Source organism: Gluconobacter sp. Dm-62 (genome assembly GCF_018256155.1).
GTDB lineage: Bacteria > Pseudomonadota > Alphaproteobacteria > Acetobacterales > Acetobacteraceae > Gluconobacter.
In genome coordinates, this window is sequence record NZ_JAERLY010000003.1 from 220,371 (window position 1) to 235,496 (window position 15,126).

At 58.4% G+C, this 15,126-nt stretch carries 10 protein-coding genes; 8 read left to right on the plus strand and 2 right to left on the minus strand.

The genetic code is table 11. The features are described 5' to 3' along the window. Positions 1-135: 135 nt before the first annotated feature. On the plus strand, positions 136-342 hold the full coding sequence (locus tag JK202_RS05740) for a hypothetical protein (RefSeq protein ID WP_211559064.1): 207 nt from the start codon (positions 136-138) through the stop codon (positions 340-342). A gap of 18 nt (positions 343-360) precedes the next feature. Here the strand turns inward: JK202_RS05740 and JK202_RS05745 are convergent, their stop codons facing one another. Together JK202_RS05745 and JK202_RS05750 are read right to left on the minus strand one after the other, a co-directional pair. After that, positions 361-1,815: a YdiU family protein gene (locus JK202_RS05745; RefSeq protein WP_211559066.1), complete on the minus strand. Its 1,455-nt coding sequence runs from the start codon at positions 1,813-1,815 to the stop codon at positions 361-363. 52 nt (positions 1,816-1,867) lie between these two features. Further along, positions 1,868-2,788: a LysR family transcriptional regulator gene (locus tag JK202_RS05750; RefSeq protein WP_211559068.1), complete on the minus strand. Its 921-nt coding sequence runs from the start codon at positions 2,786-2,788 to the stop codon at positions 1,868-1,870. Positions 2,789-2,921: 133 nt separating this feature from the next. On the opposite strand from JK202_RS05750, the gene JK202_RS05755 reads away from it, so the two are divergent. The 7 genes from JK202_RS05755 (at position 2,922) to JK202_RS05785 (ending at position 15,075) form a co-directional block, all read left to right on the plus strand. Continuing rightward, positions 2,922-3,695, plus strand: coding sequence for an SDR family oxidoreductase (locus JK202_RS05755; protein ID WP_211559070.1), 774 nt, complete (start codon positions 2,922-2,924; stop codon positions 3,693-3,695). A 421-nt stretch (positions 3,696-4,116) separates the two neighbouring features. Continuing rightward, complete coding sequence (locus tag JK202_RS05760) at positions 4,117-6,267, plus strand: peptidase domain-containing ABC transporter (protein WP_211559206.1); 2,151 nt, start codon at positions 4,117-4,119, stop codon at positions 6,265-6,267. A gap of 2 nt (positions 6,268-6,269) precedes the next feature. Continuing rightward, a complete protein-coding gene (locus JK202_RS05765; RefSeq protein ID WP_211559072.1) occupies positions 6,270-7,736 on the plus strand; it encodes an HlyD family type I secretion periplasmic adaptor subunit in 1,467 nt (488 codons plus the stop codon). 92 nt (positions 7,737-7,828) lie between these two features. After that, on the plus strand, positions 7,829-9,601 hold the full coding sequence (locus JK202_RS05770; protein ID WP_211559073.1) for a tetratricopeptide repeat protein: 1,773 nt from the start codon (positions 7,829-7,831) through the stop codon (positions 9,599-9,601). A 107-nt stretch (positions 9,602-9,708) separates the two neighbouring features. After that, positions 9,709-12,564, plus strand: coding sequence for a glycosyltransferase (locus JK202_RS05775; RefSeq protein ID WP_211559075.1), 2,856 nt, complete (start codon positions 9,709-9,711; stop codon positions 12,562-12,564). A gap of 167 nt (positions 12,565-12,731) precedes the next feature. After that, complete coding sequence (locus JK202_RS05780; protein WP_211559077.1) at positions 12,732-13,721, plus strand: hypothetical protein; 990 nt, start codon at positions 12,732-12,734, stop codon at positions 13,719-13,721. A 121-nt stretch (positions 13,722-13,842) separates the two neighbouring features. Beyond that, a complete protein-coding gene (locus tag JK202_RS05785; protein WP_211559208.1) occupies positions 13,843-15,075 on the plus strand; it encodes a glycosyltransferase family 4 protein in 1,233 nt (410 codons plus the stop codon). The last annotated feature ends 51 nt before the right edge of the window (positions 15,076-15,126 follow it).

The following is a 15,126-nucleotide window of genomic DNA, read 5'->3' on the forward strand; positions in this document are numbered from 1 at the left end:
TTTGTCAGGCAACGATGTGGCATCACCCCCGTTAGTGGAGCGTTCCTGACTAGTGGAACCCTGAGCCGGGGTAAGTGTGGAACGTGGAAACATTTTGAGCTCCCGACGCGGGAGCCATAACGAGGTTGAAGACCAATGCTGAGTTCCAAGGTCATTCATGTTGATGGCGTCTTTCTGGGAACGGCCATCATGAGTGGAAGCCTGAACACCCTGCGTTTCTATGCCACCCATGAAAGCGTCCGTGCCCTGCACAATGCCTGCATGCCCGATTTCGGTGCGCTTTATGCTCAGGTGAGAAGCCTGTTCAATCGCAGCCGCCTGCTGACGCCGCAGGTCGCCTGATTTTTTCTTTGCGGCGCGTCAGGTGCCGCAGAATGTGTTCATCACCTTTTCATGGGGCGCCGGTGGTGCCTCCAGCCCGTCCGCGGCGTCCTCAAATGGATGCGAAAGCGCCTCGGTCAGCCGATGGAACGGGGCGTAGTCGCCTGCCACTGCCGACTGGATCATCTCTTCGATTCGGTGATTGCGTGGAATGAGGCGTGGATTCGTGGCCTGCATGTCCGTGTAACAGGCCTCCACAGATCGCTCTTCCCGGCCCAGCCGCGTCTGCCAGTCTCCGATCCAGCCTTCAATTTTTGAGTCTGGCCCGAACAGCGACACGAGATTTTCCGTTCGTCCCGTGCGAACCACTTCTCCAAGCTGGCGGAATGTCAGCGTGAAATCAGCCTCTCCCCGCTGCATGGCCGTCAGCAGCCGCCCTGCCAGTCGGGCATCTCCGTCTTCTTCCAGCGCCAGACCCAGCTTGCGGCGCCAGCCCCCGAGATAGGCCACGTTGAACACGTCATCGAAGCGCATCAGCGCGCTCTTGGCCTGTGCGACCGCCTTCTCGCGATCAGTATCGAGCAGTGGCAGCAGCGTTTCGGCCAGCCGTCCGAGGTTCCACAGAGCCATATCGGGCTGGTTCCCGTAGGCGTAGCGCCCGTTCTGGTCGATGAAGCTGAAGACCTTTGCCGGATCATAGGTGTCCAGAAATGCACAGGGACCGAAATCGATGGTCTCGCCCGCGATGGACATGTTGTCCGTGTTCATGACGCCGTGAATGAACCCGACCAGCATCCAGCGCGCCACCAGATCAGCCTGTCGGGTTGTGACGGCTTGCAGCAGGGCCAGATAGGGATTTTCGGCATCCGCCACTTCCGGATACAGCCGCCCGATTACATGATCCGCAAGAATGCGGACCCCTTCAATATCGCCTTGTGCCGCGAAATACTGGAACGTCCCGACCCGTACATGACTGGAGGCGACCCGCACGATGACGCCACCGGGCTGCATCGTCTCGCGGGCGACGCTCTCGCCTGTCGTCAGGGCGGCAAGGGCGCGCGTTGTGGGAATCCCAAGTGCATGCATGGCTTCACTGACCACATATTCGCGCAGGACCGGTCCCAGAGCCGCGCGCCCGTCTCCACGCCGGGAAAATGGCGTCGGCCCGGAGCCCTTGAGATGAATGTCCCGCAAACGTCCCGACTGGTCCGTCAATTCACCCACCAGCATCGCGCGTCCGTCCCCGAGGCTCGGGACGAAATGCCCGAACTGATGCCCCGCATAGGCCATGGCGACGGGTGCGGATCCGTCCGGTCGGGTGCCCTGACTCAGGAACGCGATCCCCGCCGGGCTGCGCAGCCAGTCCGGGTCCATCCCCAGTTCACGTGCCAGAGGCTCGTTCAGCGCGACGATCTGGGGATCGCGAAATGGTGCCGGGGTGAGGGGGGCGAAGAAACGCCCGGGCAGGGACGCGTAGATGCGGGAGAGCTGCATCGGAGATCCAATCAGGACTGAAGAGGTCTCCCTTCAGATGGGCCATTGGCTTTCAAAAGGGAAGGGCATCATTGGGAAAGCAGTGTTCGTTCAGCAGATCCGTCAGCCAGTCCGTAAAGACTTCCAGCCGCCGGGAAAGATGCTTGCGGTGGGGATAGAGCAGCGTCATGGGAAGCGAAGCCGGACGCCATTGCGGCAGAACGTTCACAAGCTCGCCAGTGCGGATATGGGGCAATACGTCATAAGCGGGAAGCTGTGCCAGTCCCAGCCCCGCAAGGCAGCATGCGACCGCGCCTTCCGCGCTATTGACCGTAACCCGTCCCGAAAGTGGCAGGTTTTCCTCTCGTCCATCCACGTTCCATTCCCATTCCTCGATCCTTCCCGTGGAAGGAGACGCATAGAGAACAGCCTGATGGGCCGCGAGGTCCTCCAGCGTCCGGGGCATACCATGCCGCTCCAGATAGGCCGGACTGGCCACATTGAGAACCGGAAGTACCCCCAGTCTGCGCCCGATCAGGCTGGAATCGCGTAGCGGACCGACGCGCAGCACACAGTCTGTGCCTTCTTCAGCCAGATTGATGCTGCGATCAGTCATACCAAGCTCGATATCCAGCCCCGGATGTCGTGTCAGAAATTCCGGCAGGGCTGGCGCTACGATTAATCGACCGATTCTTCCTGGCAGATTAACCTTCACATGGCCTTGCGTTTCTTCCCGCCGAAGACGGAACTGGTTTTCGGCGTCTTCAAAATCGGCCAGAAGGCGCAGCGCATTCTGATGGAATAGCCTCCCGTCCTCCGTAAGCCGCACGGAACGTGTCGTGCGGGTCAGGAGCTGGGTGCCCAGCCGGTTTTCCAGCTCCTGCACGGCGGTCGAGACAGTGGAGCGCGGCATCTGAAGCGTATCAGCGGCGTGCGTGAAGCTGCCGCTTTCCGCGACCCGTACGAAAACGCGGAACAGGTCTATGCGGTCCATCAGGCCTCCGAAATCAGCAGATCCGGTTTGTTCGGATTTCCTGACAGATAATATCAGAACTTCGCTCTTTTTGCAGATTTTTTGACAAATCATAGTTGTGGTCGTCATCCATCAGCGCAAGGAGGTCACCCTCATGGCCGATCACAGCATCAAGGGAAAAACCGTTCTCATCACAGGGGGCGCCAAGAATCTCGGTGGCCTGATCGCCCGCGATCTCGCATCACAGGGCGCGGTGGCCATCGCCATCCACTACAACAGCGCCGCAACACAGGCCGATGCGGATGCGACGGTCTCCGCTCTGAAAATGCAGGGCGTCAAAGCACAGGCCTTTCAGGGAGACCTGACGAGTGCCGCTGCCAATACCAGACTCTTCGAAGAGGTCGTGGCAGTCTTTGGGAAGCCGGACATCGCCATCAATACGGTGGGAAAGGTTCTCAAGAAGCCAATCCTCGAAACCTCCGAGGAAGAATATGACGGGATGTTCGCGGTCAACGCGAAGGCTGCCTATTTTTTCATCAAGGAAGCTGGCCGGCATCTGAATGACAACGGCAAGATCCTGACCATCGTCACATCCCTGCTGGGCGCTTATACGCCCTTCTATTCAACCTATGCGGGTTCAAAGGCTGCCGTGGAGCATGTAACGCGTGCGGCCTCCAGGGAATTCGGTGCGCGCGGTATTTCCGTCAATGCAATCGGCCCAGGTCCGATGGACACGCCGTTCTTCTATGGTCAGGAAGCGCCGGAAGCCGTGGCCTATCACAAGACCGCCGCTGCTCTTTCAGCGTTTAGCCGTACGGGTCTTACCGATATCGAGGACATCGTACCCGTTGTGCGTTGCCTGGTGTCAGATGGCTGGTGGACGACCGGACAGACCATTCTGGTTAATGGTGGCTATACAACAAAGTAGTGGTTTTCGGGGGTTTGCGAAAGGAAAGCCAACCCTCTCCAAAAGCAGCAAACGGCATGATGGAAGCAGCAGAGACAAAAAATCCTGCTCAGGAATAACCCGATACGGGATATGATTTTTCTGTTCATATCCCGTATTTTCAAGAAAACGGCCCTGTGATGAAGGTGTCTATGCTTGAAGCCGTTAATGAGTTTTTGATCACTCGGAACTATGCTGGCGTCAGGTATTTTTCAGTTCTCGCCTGCAGAGGTGGTGACGGAAAAGAGAGTCTTCTCTATTCATGAGAAAATAAACTGGCGTTCCTACCTTTGGTGCCGCCTGCGCGCGACAACAGCATAGAGGACATTTCGTGGAGCATACCCAGAGCTTGTCAGGCCCGGACGGAAGAGTCAGTCCGACTGTCATTCGACTTTATGCTGTCCTGGCCGCAGCCCGCTATCATGGCCTTGAGCTGGATATCCGCGATTTTGCGGCAGAGCCAGGTGAGGATTCGCCGTCTCCCGCAACCCTCGCAAGATGGCTGAACGAGCAGGGGGGGGTGGCCAAGGGCATGCGCCTTCGGTGGCGTTACCTCGTCAAGATCCGCAATGCGCCGCCTGTTGTCCTGATGTTCAAGGACGGGTCGGCCGGTCTGATGGTGCGTGCCGATGCCGAAAAAGGCGTGGTATGGCTTCGTGATCCCATGGGCGGCGAAGGGGACGCTCCCGTTCCGGTGGACGAGCTGCGCCTCATGCAGGTCTGGACCGGAGATGTTCTGCTGGTCAAACGTCGTCGCGACGAATCCGAGGCAGACGCGAAGTTCGATCTGCTCTGGTTCGCGAAAATGGTGCTTCGCGAAAAAAAGGTGCTGCGGGATATCGCCTTTGCGTCGCTGATCCTGAGTGTATTGCAGATTTTCCCTGCGCTGATCGTCATGCAGGTCATCGACCGGGTGGTGAACTACCATTCAATGGCAACGCTGATCTCATTGAGTGGCTTTGTCGTCATTCTCTCTTTTTACGAGATCCTGCTGACCTATGCCCGTCGTGAGCTTTCACTGATCCTGTCCACCCGTCTGGATGCCCGGATTTCGCTCCACGCCTTCAATAGGCTTCTCGCTCTGCCGCTGGAATTCTATGAGCGTGAACAGACAGGCGAAGTCCTGGGGCGTTTCATGGCCGTCTTCAAGGTCCGGGACTTTCTGACCGGCCAGCTGATGAGCACCATGCTGGATCTCTTCACGCTCGTTGTGGTGCTCCCGGTACTGTTCATACTGAGCTCAACCCTTGCATGGATGACGCTGGCCGGAGCGGGTTGCATCGGTCTTATCGTGGTACTCTTTCTGCCCCCGGTCACCCGTGTCATCGGCCAGCAGGTTGTTGCGGAGATGAAGCGTGGCTCCGTTCTTTATGAAACGGTTGCCGGGATCAGAACGGTCAAGACGCTTGCTCTGGAAGCGACGCGCCGGGAGATCTGGGACGAGCGGACGGCAGAAGTGGTGCGGTGGAAGCTCGCGGCCGGACGGATGGTCAACTGGCCCCAGACGCTGGTCATGCCGTTTGAAATCTTCATCAATCGCGGCATTATCCTGGTAGGTGCTTACCTGATCCTGACGAACAGCAGTTCCATGCAGCCGGGTGCTCTTATGGGTTTCATGATGCTCGGTGGACGTGTCGCCGGTCCGCTTGTCAACCTTGCCAAGCTGATGGAAGCCTTCAACGAAGTCAGTGTCTCTCTGAGTGAAGCGGGCAGGGTTCTGAACCAGCCCACGGAAACCAAGGCTCTGACCACTGGAATGCGTCCTGTGGTCAAGGGTGCGCTGTCTTTCGTCAATGTCGATTTCTGTTATCCCGGCTCGACGACCAAGGCTCTGAATGACGTTACGTTTGAGATTCCGGCGGGAACAATGCTGGGTCTTGTCGGCCGGTCCGGGTCGGGTAAATCGACAGTAACGCGTCTTCTTCAGGGTGTGAGCCGTAATTATACGGGCTATCTGCGTCTGGACGGTGTGGATCTGCGTGAAATCAATCTTACCCATCTGCGCCGTTCTTTCGGTGTGGTGCTTCAGGACAACTTCCTGTTTCGTGGGACTATTCGCGACAACATTACAGCTGGCCGTCCTGGCCTGACGATTGACGATGCAATCCGGGCTGCGCGCCTGGCCGGTGCAGAAGAATTCATCGAGCGTATGCCAGCAGGTTACGATACCTGGATTGAAGAGGGCTCAACCAACATCTCGGGTGGGCAGCGTCAGCGCCTCGCGATCGCGCGTGCGGTTATCAGTGATCCAAAGCTGATGATTCTGGATGAGGCGACATCGGCTCTCGATCCGGAGTCCGAAGCTCTGGTGAACGCCAATCTGCAGCGTATTGGCAAGGGCCGGACGATGGTGATTGTTTCCCATCGTCTGTCGTCTCTGGTAAACTGTCACCAGATCGCGGTCATGGACCAGGGCAAGCTGATCGATATTGCGCCCCACAGAGTTCTGCTGGAACGGTGTGAGATCTACCGTATGCTGTGGTTGCAGCAGAACCGGCACATGACAGATAAAGATGTTCCCCGCGACGCCGGGCAACTGACGGAAGGAGAGTAATCATGAGCTCTTCCGACATGATTCCTCAGGACGACAATTCGCCACCTCAGTCCGATGAAGATTTCACCCAGCATGTTCCGCGGACTGCTACGGATCCTTTCGCACCCAATGACATGCCATTGGCCCTGCTTGAGTTCCACTCGCCCACGGCGGGGCTTGTCAATCTTCCGGCAACTCCATCTGCCCGGTACATCACCTGGCTGATCGGTGGCCTGTTTCTGGCCTGCGTGGCTGCAATGGCGCTTTTCCCGATCAATCGCGTTGTTTCGACGCCGGGCCGGCTGATTTCCACGCAGCCAACCATCGTCGTGCAGCCGCTTGAGACAGCCATCATCCGCTCAATTGACGTCCGGGTTGGCGACTTCGTGAAAAAGGGTGATGTCCTCGCGCATCTCGACCCGACAATCACGGAAGCTGACATCACGAATATGCGTGTGCAGCGGGATGCCTACCAGGCGGAATATGATCGTCTGAAAGCCGAGGCCGCGGGGCAGGATTATCATGTCAATCTGAATGATCCGGCATCAGTGGAACAGGGAGCGGCTTTCCTGCGCCGCAAGACTGAATATCAGGCTCATGTCGAGAATTACGCCCAGCAGATCGCTGGTCTTGAAAGCGACATCCAGGGCTACCGGGCAAACGCAGCCATGTATGGCAGCAAGATGCGTGTTGCTTCCGAAGTCCTGCAGATGCGGCAGCGTGAGCAGGCCGATCAGGTTGGTTCGCGTCTTTCGACCCTTGGTGCCCAGACCGAACTGATGGAAGCCGAGCGGGCAGAAATCTCTTCTCAGCAGAGTGCAAACTCTGCCGAGAAGAAGCTGGCTGCCATGAAGGCCGAGCGTGATGGGTATGTTGGGAACTGGCAAGCCAAGATCTATTCGGAACTGACCGAAGCCGGGCATCATGTCGCGGAATATCGCAGTTCTTTTGAAAAGGCGCAGCTTCGTCAGGACCTTGTTCTGCTGCGGGCGCCTGAAGACGGTGTCGTCCTGACCATTGCACAAGGATCTGTCGGATCTGTTCTTCAGTCTGCCGGGCAGTTCATCACGCTTGTTCCTACGGGTTTTGGACTTGAAATGGAGGCCGTCATGCGTTCGCAGGACGTTGGCTTCGTTCAGGTGGGAGACCATGCGCTCCTGAAATTCGCTACCTTCCCTTACGATCAGTATGGGGGTGCTGAAGCGACAGTTCGCGTCATCAGTGCGGACGCCTTCACGCCTTCTTCGCAGGGTGGGGGCGCAAATGGAGGAGGAAGCGGCGGTGCGACTTCTGAGGACACGGCTTCAACTGGCATCTATCGTGTCCGTCTGCGGATCGATCGTTACACGCTCCACGGTCAGCCCTCTTTCTTCCATCCAATGCCGGGTATGTCTGTGACTGCCGATGTTGATGTCGGAAAACGGACTGTCCTGCAGTACCTGTTTAACAAGCTGACCCCTGCGCTCACCGATGGCATGAGGGAGCCATAACAGAAATACGGAGCGTCCTTGGAACGCTCAAAGGAACGCCCGGCAAAGTCCGGGCGTTTTCATGTGACAGTCATTGAGGACCCAACCTGCTCATGTCGGTTAAACATCGTCTTGCCGCTCTTTTTTCTTCGCGTGGAAAGCTGGAATATGCGATCCAGCTTACGGAAACAGGCAAGGCTGTTCAGGGGTTTGCGCTTCTCAGCCGCCTTGCAGCAGCAGGGGATACAGAGGCGGCTTTTCGGGTTGGCCGGGCCTATCTGGACGGACTTGGCGTTCCGCCCAGTCTGGAAGATGGCGCCAGATGGATTTTTCTTGCCGCCGAAGCAGGGCATATCGAAGCGGCCTTTGTCCTGGCGACACTTTATACGATAGGTCTGCCAGAAGGCTTCGAGATAAGGGCTTCCGGCAAAGCACTGGATCTTTCACATACTCCCGCAGCAGGCCCAAGACATCCGGATTTCCATCTGGGAATTCATTGGGCGAGGATTGCGGCCGAAGGTGGATCTCCGGATGGGCAGGCCCTTCTGGGATATATCCTGACGAGCGGCCCCGAAGACCTGCGTGATCCGCTACAGGCCCGGTCCTGGTATGACCGGTCTGCCGCAGCAGGGTGTTCACAGGGTCATCTCGGGGTGGCGCTCTCTATCCTTCAGAATGCTAACACAGGCGAAGAACTCGCGTCTGCGGCCAGACATCTGACGGAAGCGACGAAAGGTGGTCTGGGTACTGCGTTCGACATTCTGGGGCGTATGTATGAATCCGGGTCGGGTGTTCCTCGAGATCTTGGAAAAGCGGCTGGTTATTTCCGTGAAGCTGCAGAGCGGAATGTTGTAACGGCACAGGCCCGGTATGGCGTGATGCTGCTGGAAGGAATCGGCACGCCCCGCCATTATGGGCGTGCGGAAACCTGGCTGAAGCGGGCTGCGACGAATGGCGATACCCAATCGGCGGCACTGATCGGGGATCTGTGTGCCAATGGTGGAGATCTGCCGCCAAATCTTATGGAGGCGGCCAAATGGTACCGGCTTGCGGCAGAGCAGAAACATGCCGGGGCGGCCCGTGCTCTGGGTCTGCTTTATCTGACCGGGAACGGTGTCCATCAGGATCCGGATGTCGCAGCACACTGGTTCAAGGTAGCATCGGAAGCGGGCGATGCTCATGCAGACGCCGATTTTGGCAACCTGATTCTTGCGGGTGCCTCGGCTACTCCAGATGAAAAGCAGGCTCTGCACGCGCGTTTTGAAAAAGCGGCGGAAAAGGGTGATCTGGTTGGAGCCTATAATCTTGGCGTATGTTTTGCCGAAGGCGTGACGGGCGCGCAGAACGGGCGTGAAGCGGCCCGCTGGATGCAAAAGGCCGCTGATGGCGTCGTCAACGCCCAGTATCACTATGGCAAAATGCTGCTTGAGGGACGGGGTGTGCAGCCTGACCCCACTCAGGCCCTGTACTGGATGGAAAAGGCGGCAGACGCAGGCATGGCCGATGCTCAGGTGGCTGTGGCTGGTCTGCTTGTTGATGGACGAATCAATGGTCGCCGGGATCATGAAAAAGCCCTGACGTTCTATCGGAACGCTGCCGAGAGTGGAAATGTCGATGCCATGTTCTCGCTGGCTGCGATGTATGGCGGGGGACATGACGTGCCTGAAAACCGTCCGCAGGCACAGTTGTGGTTCCGCAAGGCTGCCCAACGCGGAAACGGCCTCGCCCAGATGATGCTGGGGCGCTACCTCATTCGTGGACTGGGAGGTGTCACGGATCCGGTAGAGGGACGTATCTGGCTGGAACGGGCGAAAGCACAGAATATCAAGGATGCTGACGCGGAACTGTCTCTTCTGAATGAAGCACAGCCGGATGACGATGATTGACCTCTGTGTCCTCTGACCGTTCTTCCAGGCCCGTAAAATCCAGCGCGGCGTTTGCGGGCTTTGGCCGGGCTGTGAGCGATGAAGACCGCGCCCGCTGGCGAGATGCCATGAGCCGCAGGGCCCAGGAAGCGTTTTCCAGAGGGCAGGCTGCTCTTCAAAACGGCAACGCCAGTTTGGGCCTCTTCTGGCTTGAGCGCGCGGAACGGATGTCCCGGCATAATCCCAACCTGAAATGGTCAGTCGGATTGGCCTGTCTTTCTGTCGGACGGATTACGGACTGTCTGCTCCGTATGGAAACCCTGCGGCGGGATTTCGGCCTCCGGGAAGCCGCATTTCTTGAAGTGATCTGCCTGGTGCGGCTCCAGCGCATGGAAGAGGCTACAAGCCGGATGCAGGCTGCCCTTGCGCGCTTTCACGCAACACCGGAAACATATCGTCTGGCTGAGCAGATTGCAGCCGCTGCCGGGCTGCCCGGGTGGATGACCGCGTCCAATGCAGGCACTGTTTTTGTCGGGGCATCCTCCGGTCTGCCCCGGCTGTTTCTGGACGGGCAGGAAATCGCGCGCAGCACGACGCATGACGGTGTCTATGGGCTTCCGAAAGGCTGGCGCGCGGCTCGCAAGCTGGAGGTCCGTGTTGGGAGACGGCATGTTCTGGGCAGTCCAATGGATCTTGCCGCTCTCACCCGATGTGAATCCTTTGTTGAAGCAACCACCGATGGGTTGAAAGGCTGGATCTGGACCCCGGCCGAACCAGAACACACACCTCTGCTCACCCTGTGGGACGGCTCCTCTTTTCGCGTTGAGGCCTTTGCCGAGGACGTGGATAGTGACGTGCCGCTGGCGCGAAACCGGACATTTCACGTGCCTGCCACGCGCTGTCCGGAAGGCGACACAGGCCCTGTTGCTCTGTGGGACGAAAACGGGCGTCTTCTGACCGGAGCTCCGGTCGATCCCATGGTTGGAAGGCTGTTTTCAGGACGCGTTCGGGCGCTACCGGCACGATTGCGTCCCGTGAGGGTCAAAGCCGGAGACAGACGTCCGCATCATTCACGCATAAGCCCCGGCTGCGCGGTTGTTATCCCGGTCTATGCCGACCGCATCCGGACAATGGCCTGCCTCAGGACGGTACTGGCGACATGTCCGACGGATATTCCGGTAATTGTCGTGGATGATGCGACCCCTGAACCGCTTCTGGCTCAGGCGCTCGATCAACTGGTGGAAGCGGGTCGTATTACCCTGATCCGCCATGAGCAGAACCGGGGTTTTCCGGTTTCCGCCAATGCCGGCATGCGCGCGGCAGAAGGCTTGGATATCCTGCTGCTCAACAGTGACACGCTTGTCCCTGCGGGGTGGGTTGAACGGTTGCGGGCCAGACTCGCTTTTTCGGATGTCGGCACGGTAACGCCGCTTTCAAATGACGCGACCATCCTGTCCTATCCGTCTACGCAAACGCCCAATCCGGTTCCGTCACTCGCAGAAATGCGGGCACTGGACCGTCTGTGCCGGGAGACTGCGGAGACGGGTATTCGTGACGAGATCGATCTGCCAACTGCCCATGGCTTCTGCATGGCGATCTCCGCAGATTGCCTGACAGAGATCGGCCTGTTCCGGGAAGACCTGTTTGCACAGGGCTATGGAGAGGAAAACGATTTCTGTCTCAGGGCTTCGGCAAGAGGCTTCCGGCATCTGGCAGCATCGGAGCTTTTTGTGGCCCATGTGGGATCTGCGTCTTTCGGAACAGCGCGGAAGTCCCTTGGTGTGCGGAATCTGGAAATTCTCAATGCCATGCATCCGGGTTACGATCTGCTTGTAAGGCGCTTCATTGATGCTGATCCGTTGCATGCGACCCGGCGCAGGCTGGATGCCGCAGCCCTGACCCGGCTGGCTGCAGGCAGGCCGGCCATTCTGATGGTCCAGCATGATGCTGGCGGCGGCGTCGGGCGTGTGGTGCGCGAACGCTCGGAGGCGCTCGAAGCTGACGGGGTTTTTGCACTTGCACTTCGTCCGCATGAGCGTGGATGCCAGCTAGAATACGCCCTGAACAGCAAGCGTTTTCCCAATCTCACATTCCGCCTTCCTGACGAGCTGCCCTTTCTGCTCGATCTGCTCAAAGGTCTTCGGGTGGATGCGGTGGAATGGCATCATCTGATCGGTCATGCGCCCTGCATCCGGACGCTACATGAGGCACTTGGTGTTCCGTATGACGTCTTTATTCATGACCATGTCTGGTTCTGCCCGCGAATCTCGCTCTGTGACGGGGAGGGGCGTTACTGCGGCGAACCTGACCCGGCGGGGTGTGAACTTTGTATTACACGCTGGGGAAGTTATCTTGGTGAAGACCTTTCGGTCTCCGAACTTCTGGTGCGCTCTGATCGGGAGCTGTCAGGTGCACGCCGCCTCATGGCGCCTTCGGACGACACGGTACGGCGGATCCGGAGGCATTTTCCTGGCCTGACAATCGATGCGGTCGCCCTAGAGAACGATGCTGCGCTTTGCGAAGCCATTCGCCCCGGCCGGCATGCAGCATATGGGCAGCCATTGCGGGTCTGCGTTGTGGGAGGGATCAGCCAGTGGAAGGGCTATGATGTCCTGCTGGCTCTGGCGGCTGAAATCCAGACCCATCGCCTTCCGATCGAACTGTCACTGGTGGGGCACACACATGACGATGACGCCCTGATCTCACTGGGAGTCCGGGTCACGGGAGAATACCGGGAAGAAGAAGTTCTGACCCTGATCCGGCAGCAGCAGCCGGATGTCGGGCTGATTCCGTCCATTGCGCCTGAAACATGGTGTTATGCCCTGGGGCAGATCTGGCGCAGCGGTCTGGAGGCTGTCTGTTTTGATCTGGGCGCGCAGGGAGAGCGGGTGAGAAGAAGCATGACAGGGCTGGCAGTGCCCCTTGGGGCCCCGCCTTATCAGCTTGCGACGCTTCTGCTGCGGCGATGGGGTGCACCCGGGTGAATAGCGGTTTACCTTTTCCATTGAAAGAGGCCACTATTATGCGAAAACAGAAGCCTGTTTTAACACATCGTCGGGATGCCGCTCATAACTGTGATGACCACTCGTGACAGTTCATGAAACATGCCAGTATTATTGCCAGCAAGAACAGACGCAATTGGGAGTAGGGAATGTCTAACGCCGCCGAAGCACCGCGACAGAACCGGGTCATCGACCTCAAGGCTGGTGCACATATGATGGTGCTGGATGCAGGGATTTTCTGTATTTTCCATGCTGCTGGTCAGGCTCCCGCTGGCCCGACCGGACTGCCGGGCGTCAGGATTTCCTGTGCGCCTGGGACGCCGCCGGGGATCGTGACGGTCAGCACGTTCGAGGAAGATGGCTGGATTGGCGGCTCCAACGGAGCTGCGCTGGTTCGGATCATGCGGGGACCAGCCGCTGTTCTGGTGACGACGTATCAGGAACCTGACAGCCCCCACGCCGCGCCGCGTCTTCAGGTTGCCCAGCTTGCAGGCCCTGTGACCACAGCGCCCGCCCAGTCCCCCGTTCCAGCGGCCGCGCCGGCACCTGCTCCGGCTTCAGCCGCAGCGGTCGAGGCGGCTGAAGCTGCAGTGGAGACTGCTGCAGAAAAGATTTCGAAAGATATCTCTGCTCATATCCAGCGTCGTGGCGACGTCACCACAGGGGTCGGACACTGGATGGGCGTTCCGGGAAGCCAGAGCTGGATTGAAGGCTTCAGCATCGCCCCCCAAACGGGCGTTCCTGCTTCGGACATCGAGTATCAGGCTGTTCTCGGCAAGGGCTGGCTCTCTCCCTGGGCTGAAGGCGGGCAGTATTGCGGCTCCCGTGGCATGGCACTCCCTATCCTGGGACTTCGCGTCCGGCTGAAAGGCGAGTCTGCGAAGACACACAAGGTGCGGCTGACGGCAACATTCACGGATGGGACGCGCCTTGGCCCTGTGGACGGCTCCGAGGCCCTTGAAGCAGAAAGCCTGGCTCCGCTGGAAGCTTTCCTGCTGGAAGTTGTCCCCGAGGGAGAGGAAACCCCGGTTTCCAAGCCTGCGTCGAAGCCCGCGGCAAAGCCCCGTGCGGCAAAGTCGTCTGAAACGCCTGCCAAGCCGCTTTCTCCCAGAAAGCGCAAATCCACCCCAGCCTCCTGAATAAGTAACTGGAGAAGGAGTTTTCCTTCTCCAGACTTTTTCTGATTTTACCTGCCGTCCGCTGTCCTCTCCGTGCGCGAACAGGAAACCGCGGAGGCTTCCAGCCGCTCCGGAGATGATGTTGCGCTACCTATTCGTTCACCAGAATTTTCCAGGACAGTTTCTGCATTTTGTTCGCCATCTTCAGGAGCAGGGTCATGAAATTGTCTTCATCTCCGAAGCGAACAACAATCATATTCCCGGTGTCCGGCGTGCCATCTATCGCGTACCGCGTCTGCCTTCGATGGACACCCACCGTAATCTGAGAGAATTCGAATACGGCCTTCTCCGCGCTGAAGCAGTCGCAACAGCGGCTCGGACGCTCAAGGGCCTTGGGTATGAGCCTGACATCATTGTCGGTCATCACGGATGGGGCGAACTGCTTAATCTGGGCGATGTGTTTCCGGAGTGCCCGATCCTCGGATATTTCGAGTTCTTTTATCATGCCGAACAGAATGACGTTGGTTTCGACCCTGAATTCCCGCCATCTCCGGAACTTGCCGCTGCCGTCAGGGTCAAGAACGCGATCAATCTGCAGGCGCTCTGCCTGACAAATGGATATGGCCAGAGCCCTACGCAATTCCAGCTCGGAACATATCCGGTCTGGGCGCAGGAGAAAATTTCCCTGCTGAGGGAAGGTGTCAATCTTGAGTTCTGCTGTCCGGAGCCGCAGGCCCGGCGGCGTAATCTCGTCATCAAGGACGTCAGGATTACACCCAAGCAGCCGCTCATTACCTATGTTGCCCGCGATCTCGAGCCATATCGCGGATTTCACGTCCTCATGCGGGCGCTTCCCCGCATCCTTTCCAAACGCAAGGATGCGCATGTCATTATTGTTGGCGGAGACAAGGTCAGCTACGGAACACTGCCTCCAGACGGAGGGAGCTGGCGAGAGGTTATGCTGCGCGAAGTCGGGGACAGGCTCGATCTCGATCGGGTGCATTTCGTTGGCAAGATCGAATACGATGATTTTCGGGCTCTTCTGCGCCGGTCAGATGCCCATCTGTACCTGACCTACCCCTTCGTGGCGTCCTGGTCCCTGCGCGAAGCGATGGCAACGGGATGTCCGATTGTCGGAAGCGATACGGCCCCGGTCAGGGAATTCATTACGCATGATGTGACCGGTCTGCTGGTGCCGTTTCTGGACCCTGAAAAAATTGCCGAAACCACCCTGACGCTTCTGGGGGATCGTAAAATGGCGCGCCGTCTGGGGCAGGATGCCAGACGTTACGCTGAGGCCGAGCTCTGTCTGAACGATTATCTGGAGCGCTATGACAATCTGGTCAGCCGGATTATCGAAACGTATCGCTCCTGAAACGGGTTGGCCCTCACTTGAATGGGACTTTCCACAAGACCAGCAAGGAAC

Bases quoted from the DNA above. Each gene is read 5' to 3' on its own strand.
- JK202_RS05750 (WP_211559068.1), bottom strand. From the start codon at position 2,788: ATGGACCGCATAGACCTGTTCCGCGTTTTCGTACGGGTCGCGGAAAGC.
- JK202_RS05775 (WP_211559075.1), top strand. From the start codon at position 9,709: ATGAGCCGCAGGGCCCAGGAAGCGTTTTCCAGAGGGCAGGCTGCTCTT.
- JK202_RS05770 (WP_211559073.1), top strand. From the start codon at position 7,829: ATGTCGGTTAAACATCGTCTTGCCGCTCTTTTTTCTTCGCGTGGAAAG.
- JK202_RS05765 (WP_211559072.1), top strand. From the start codon at position 6,270: ATGAGCTCTTCCGACATGATTCCTCAGGACGACAATTCGCCACCTCAG.
- JK202_RS05740 (WP_211559064.1), top strand. From the start codon at position 136: ATGCTGAGTTCCAAGGTCATTCATGTTGATGGCGTCTTTCTGGGAACG.
- JK202_RS05745 (WP_211559066.1), bottom strand. From the start codon at position 1,815: ATGCAGCTCTCCCGCATCTACGCGTCCCTGCCCGGGCGTTTCTTCGCC.
- JK202_RS05780 (WP_211559077.1), top strand. From the start codon at position 12,732: ATGTCTAACGCCGCCGAAGCACCGCGACAGAACCGGGTCATCGACCTC.
- JK202_RS05755 (WP_211559070.1), top strand. From the start codon at position 2,922: ATGGCCGATCACAGCATCAAGGGAAAAACCGTTCTCATCACAGGGGGC.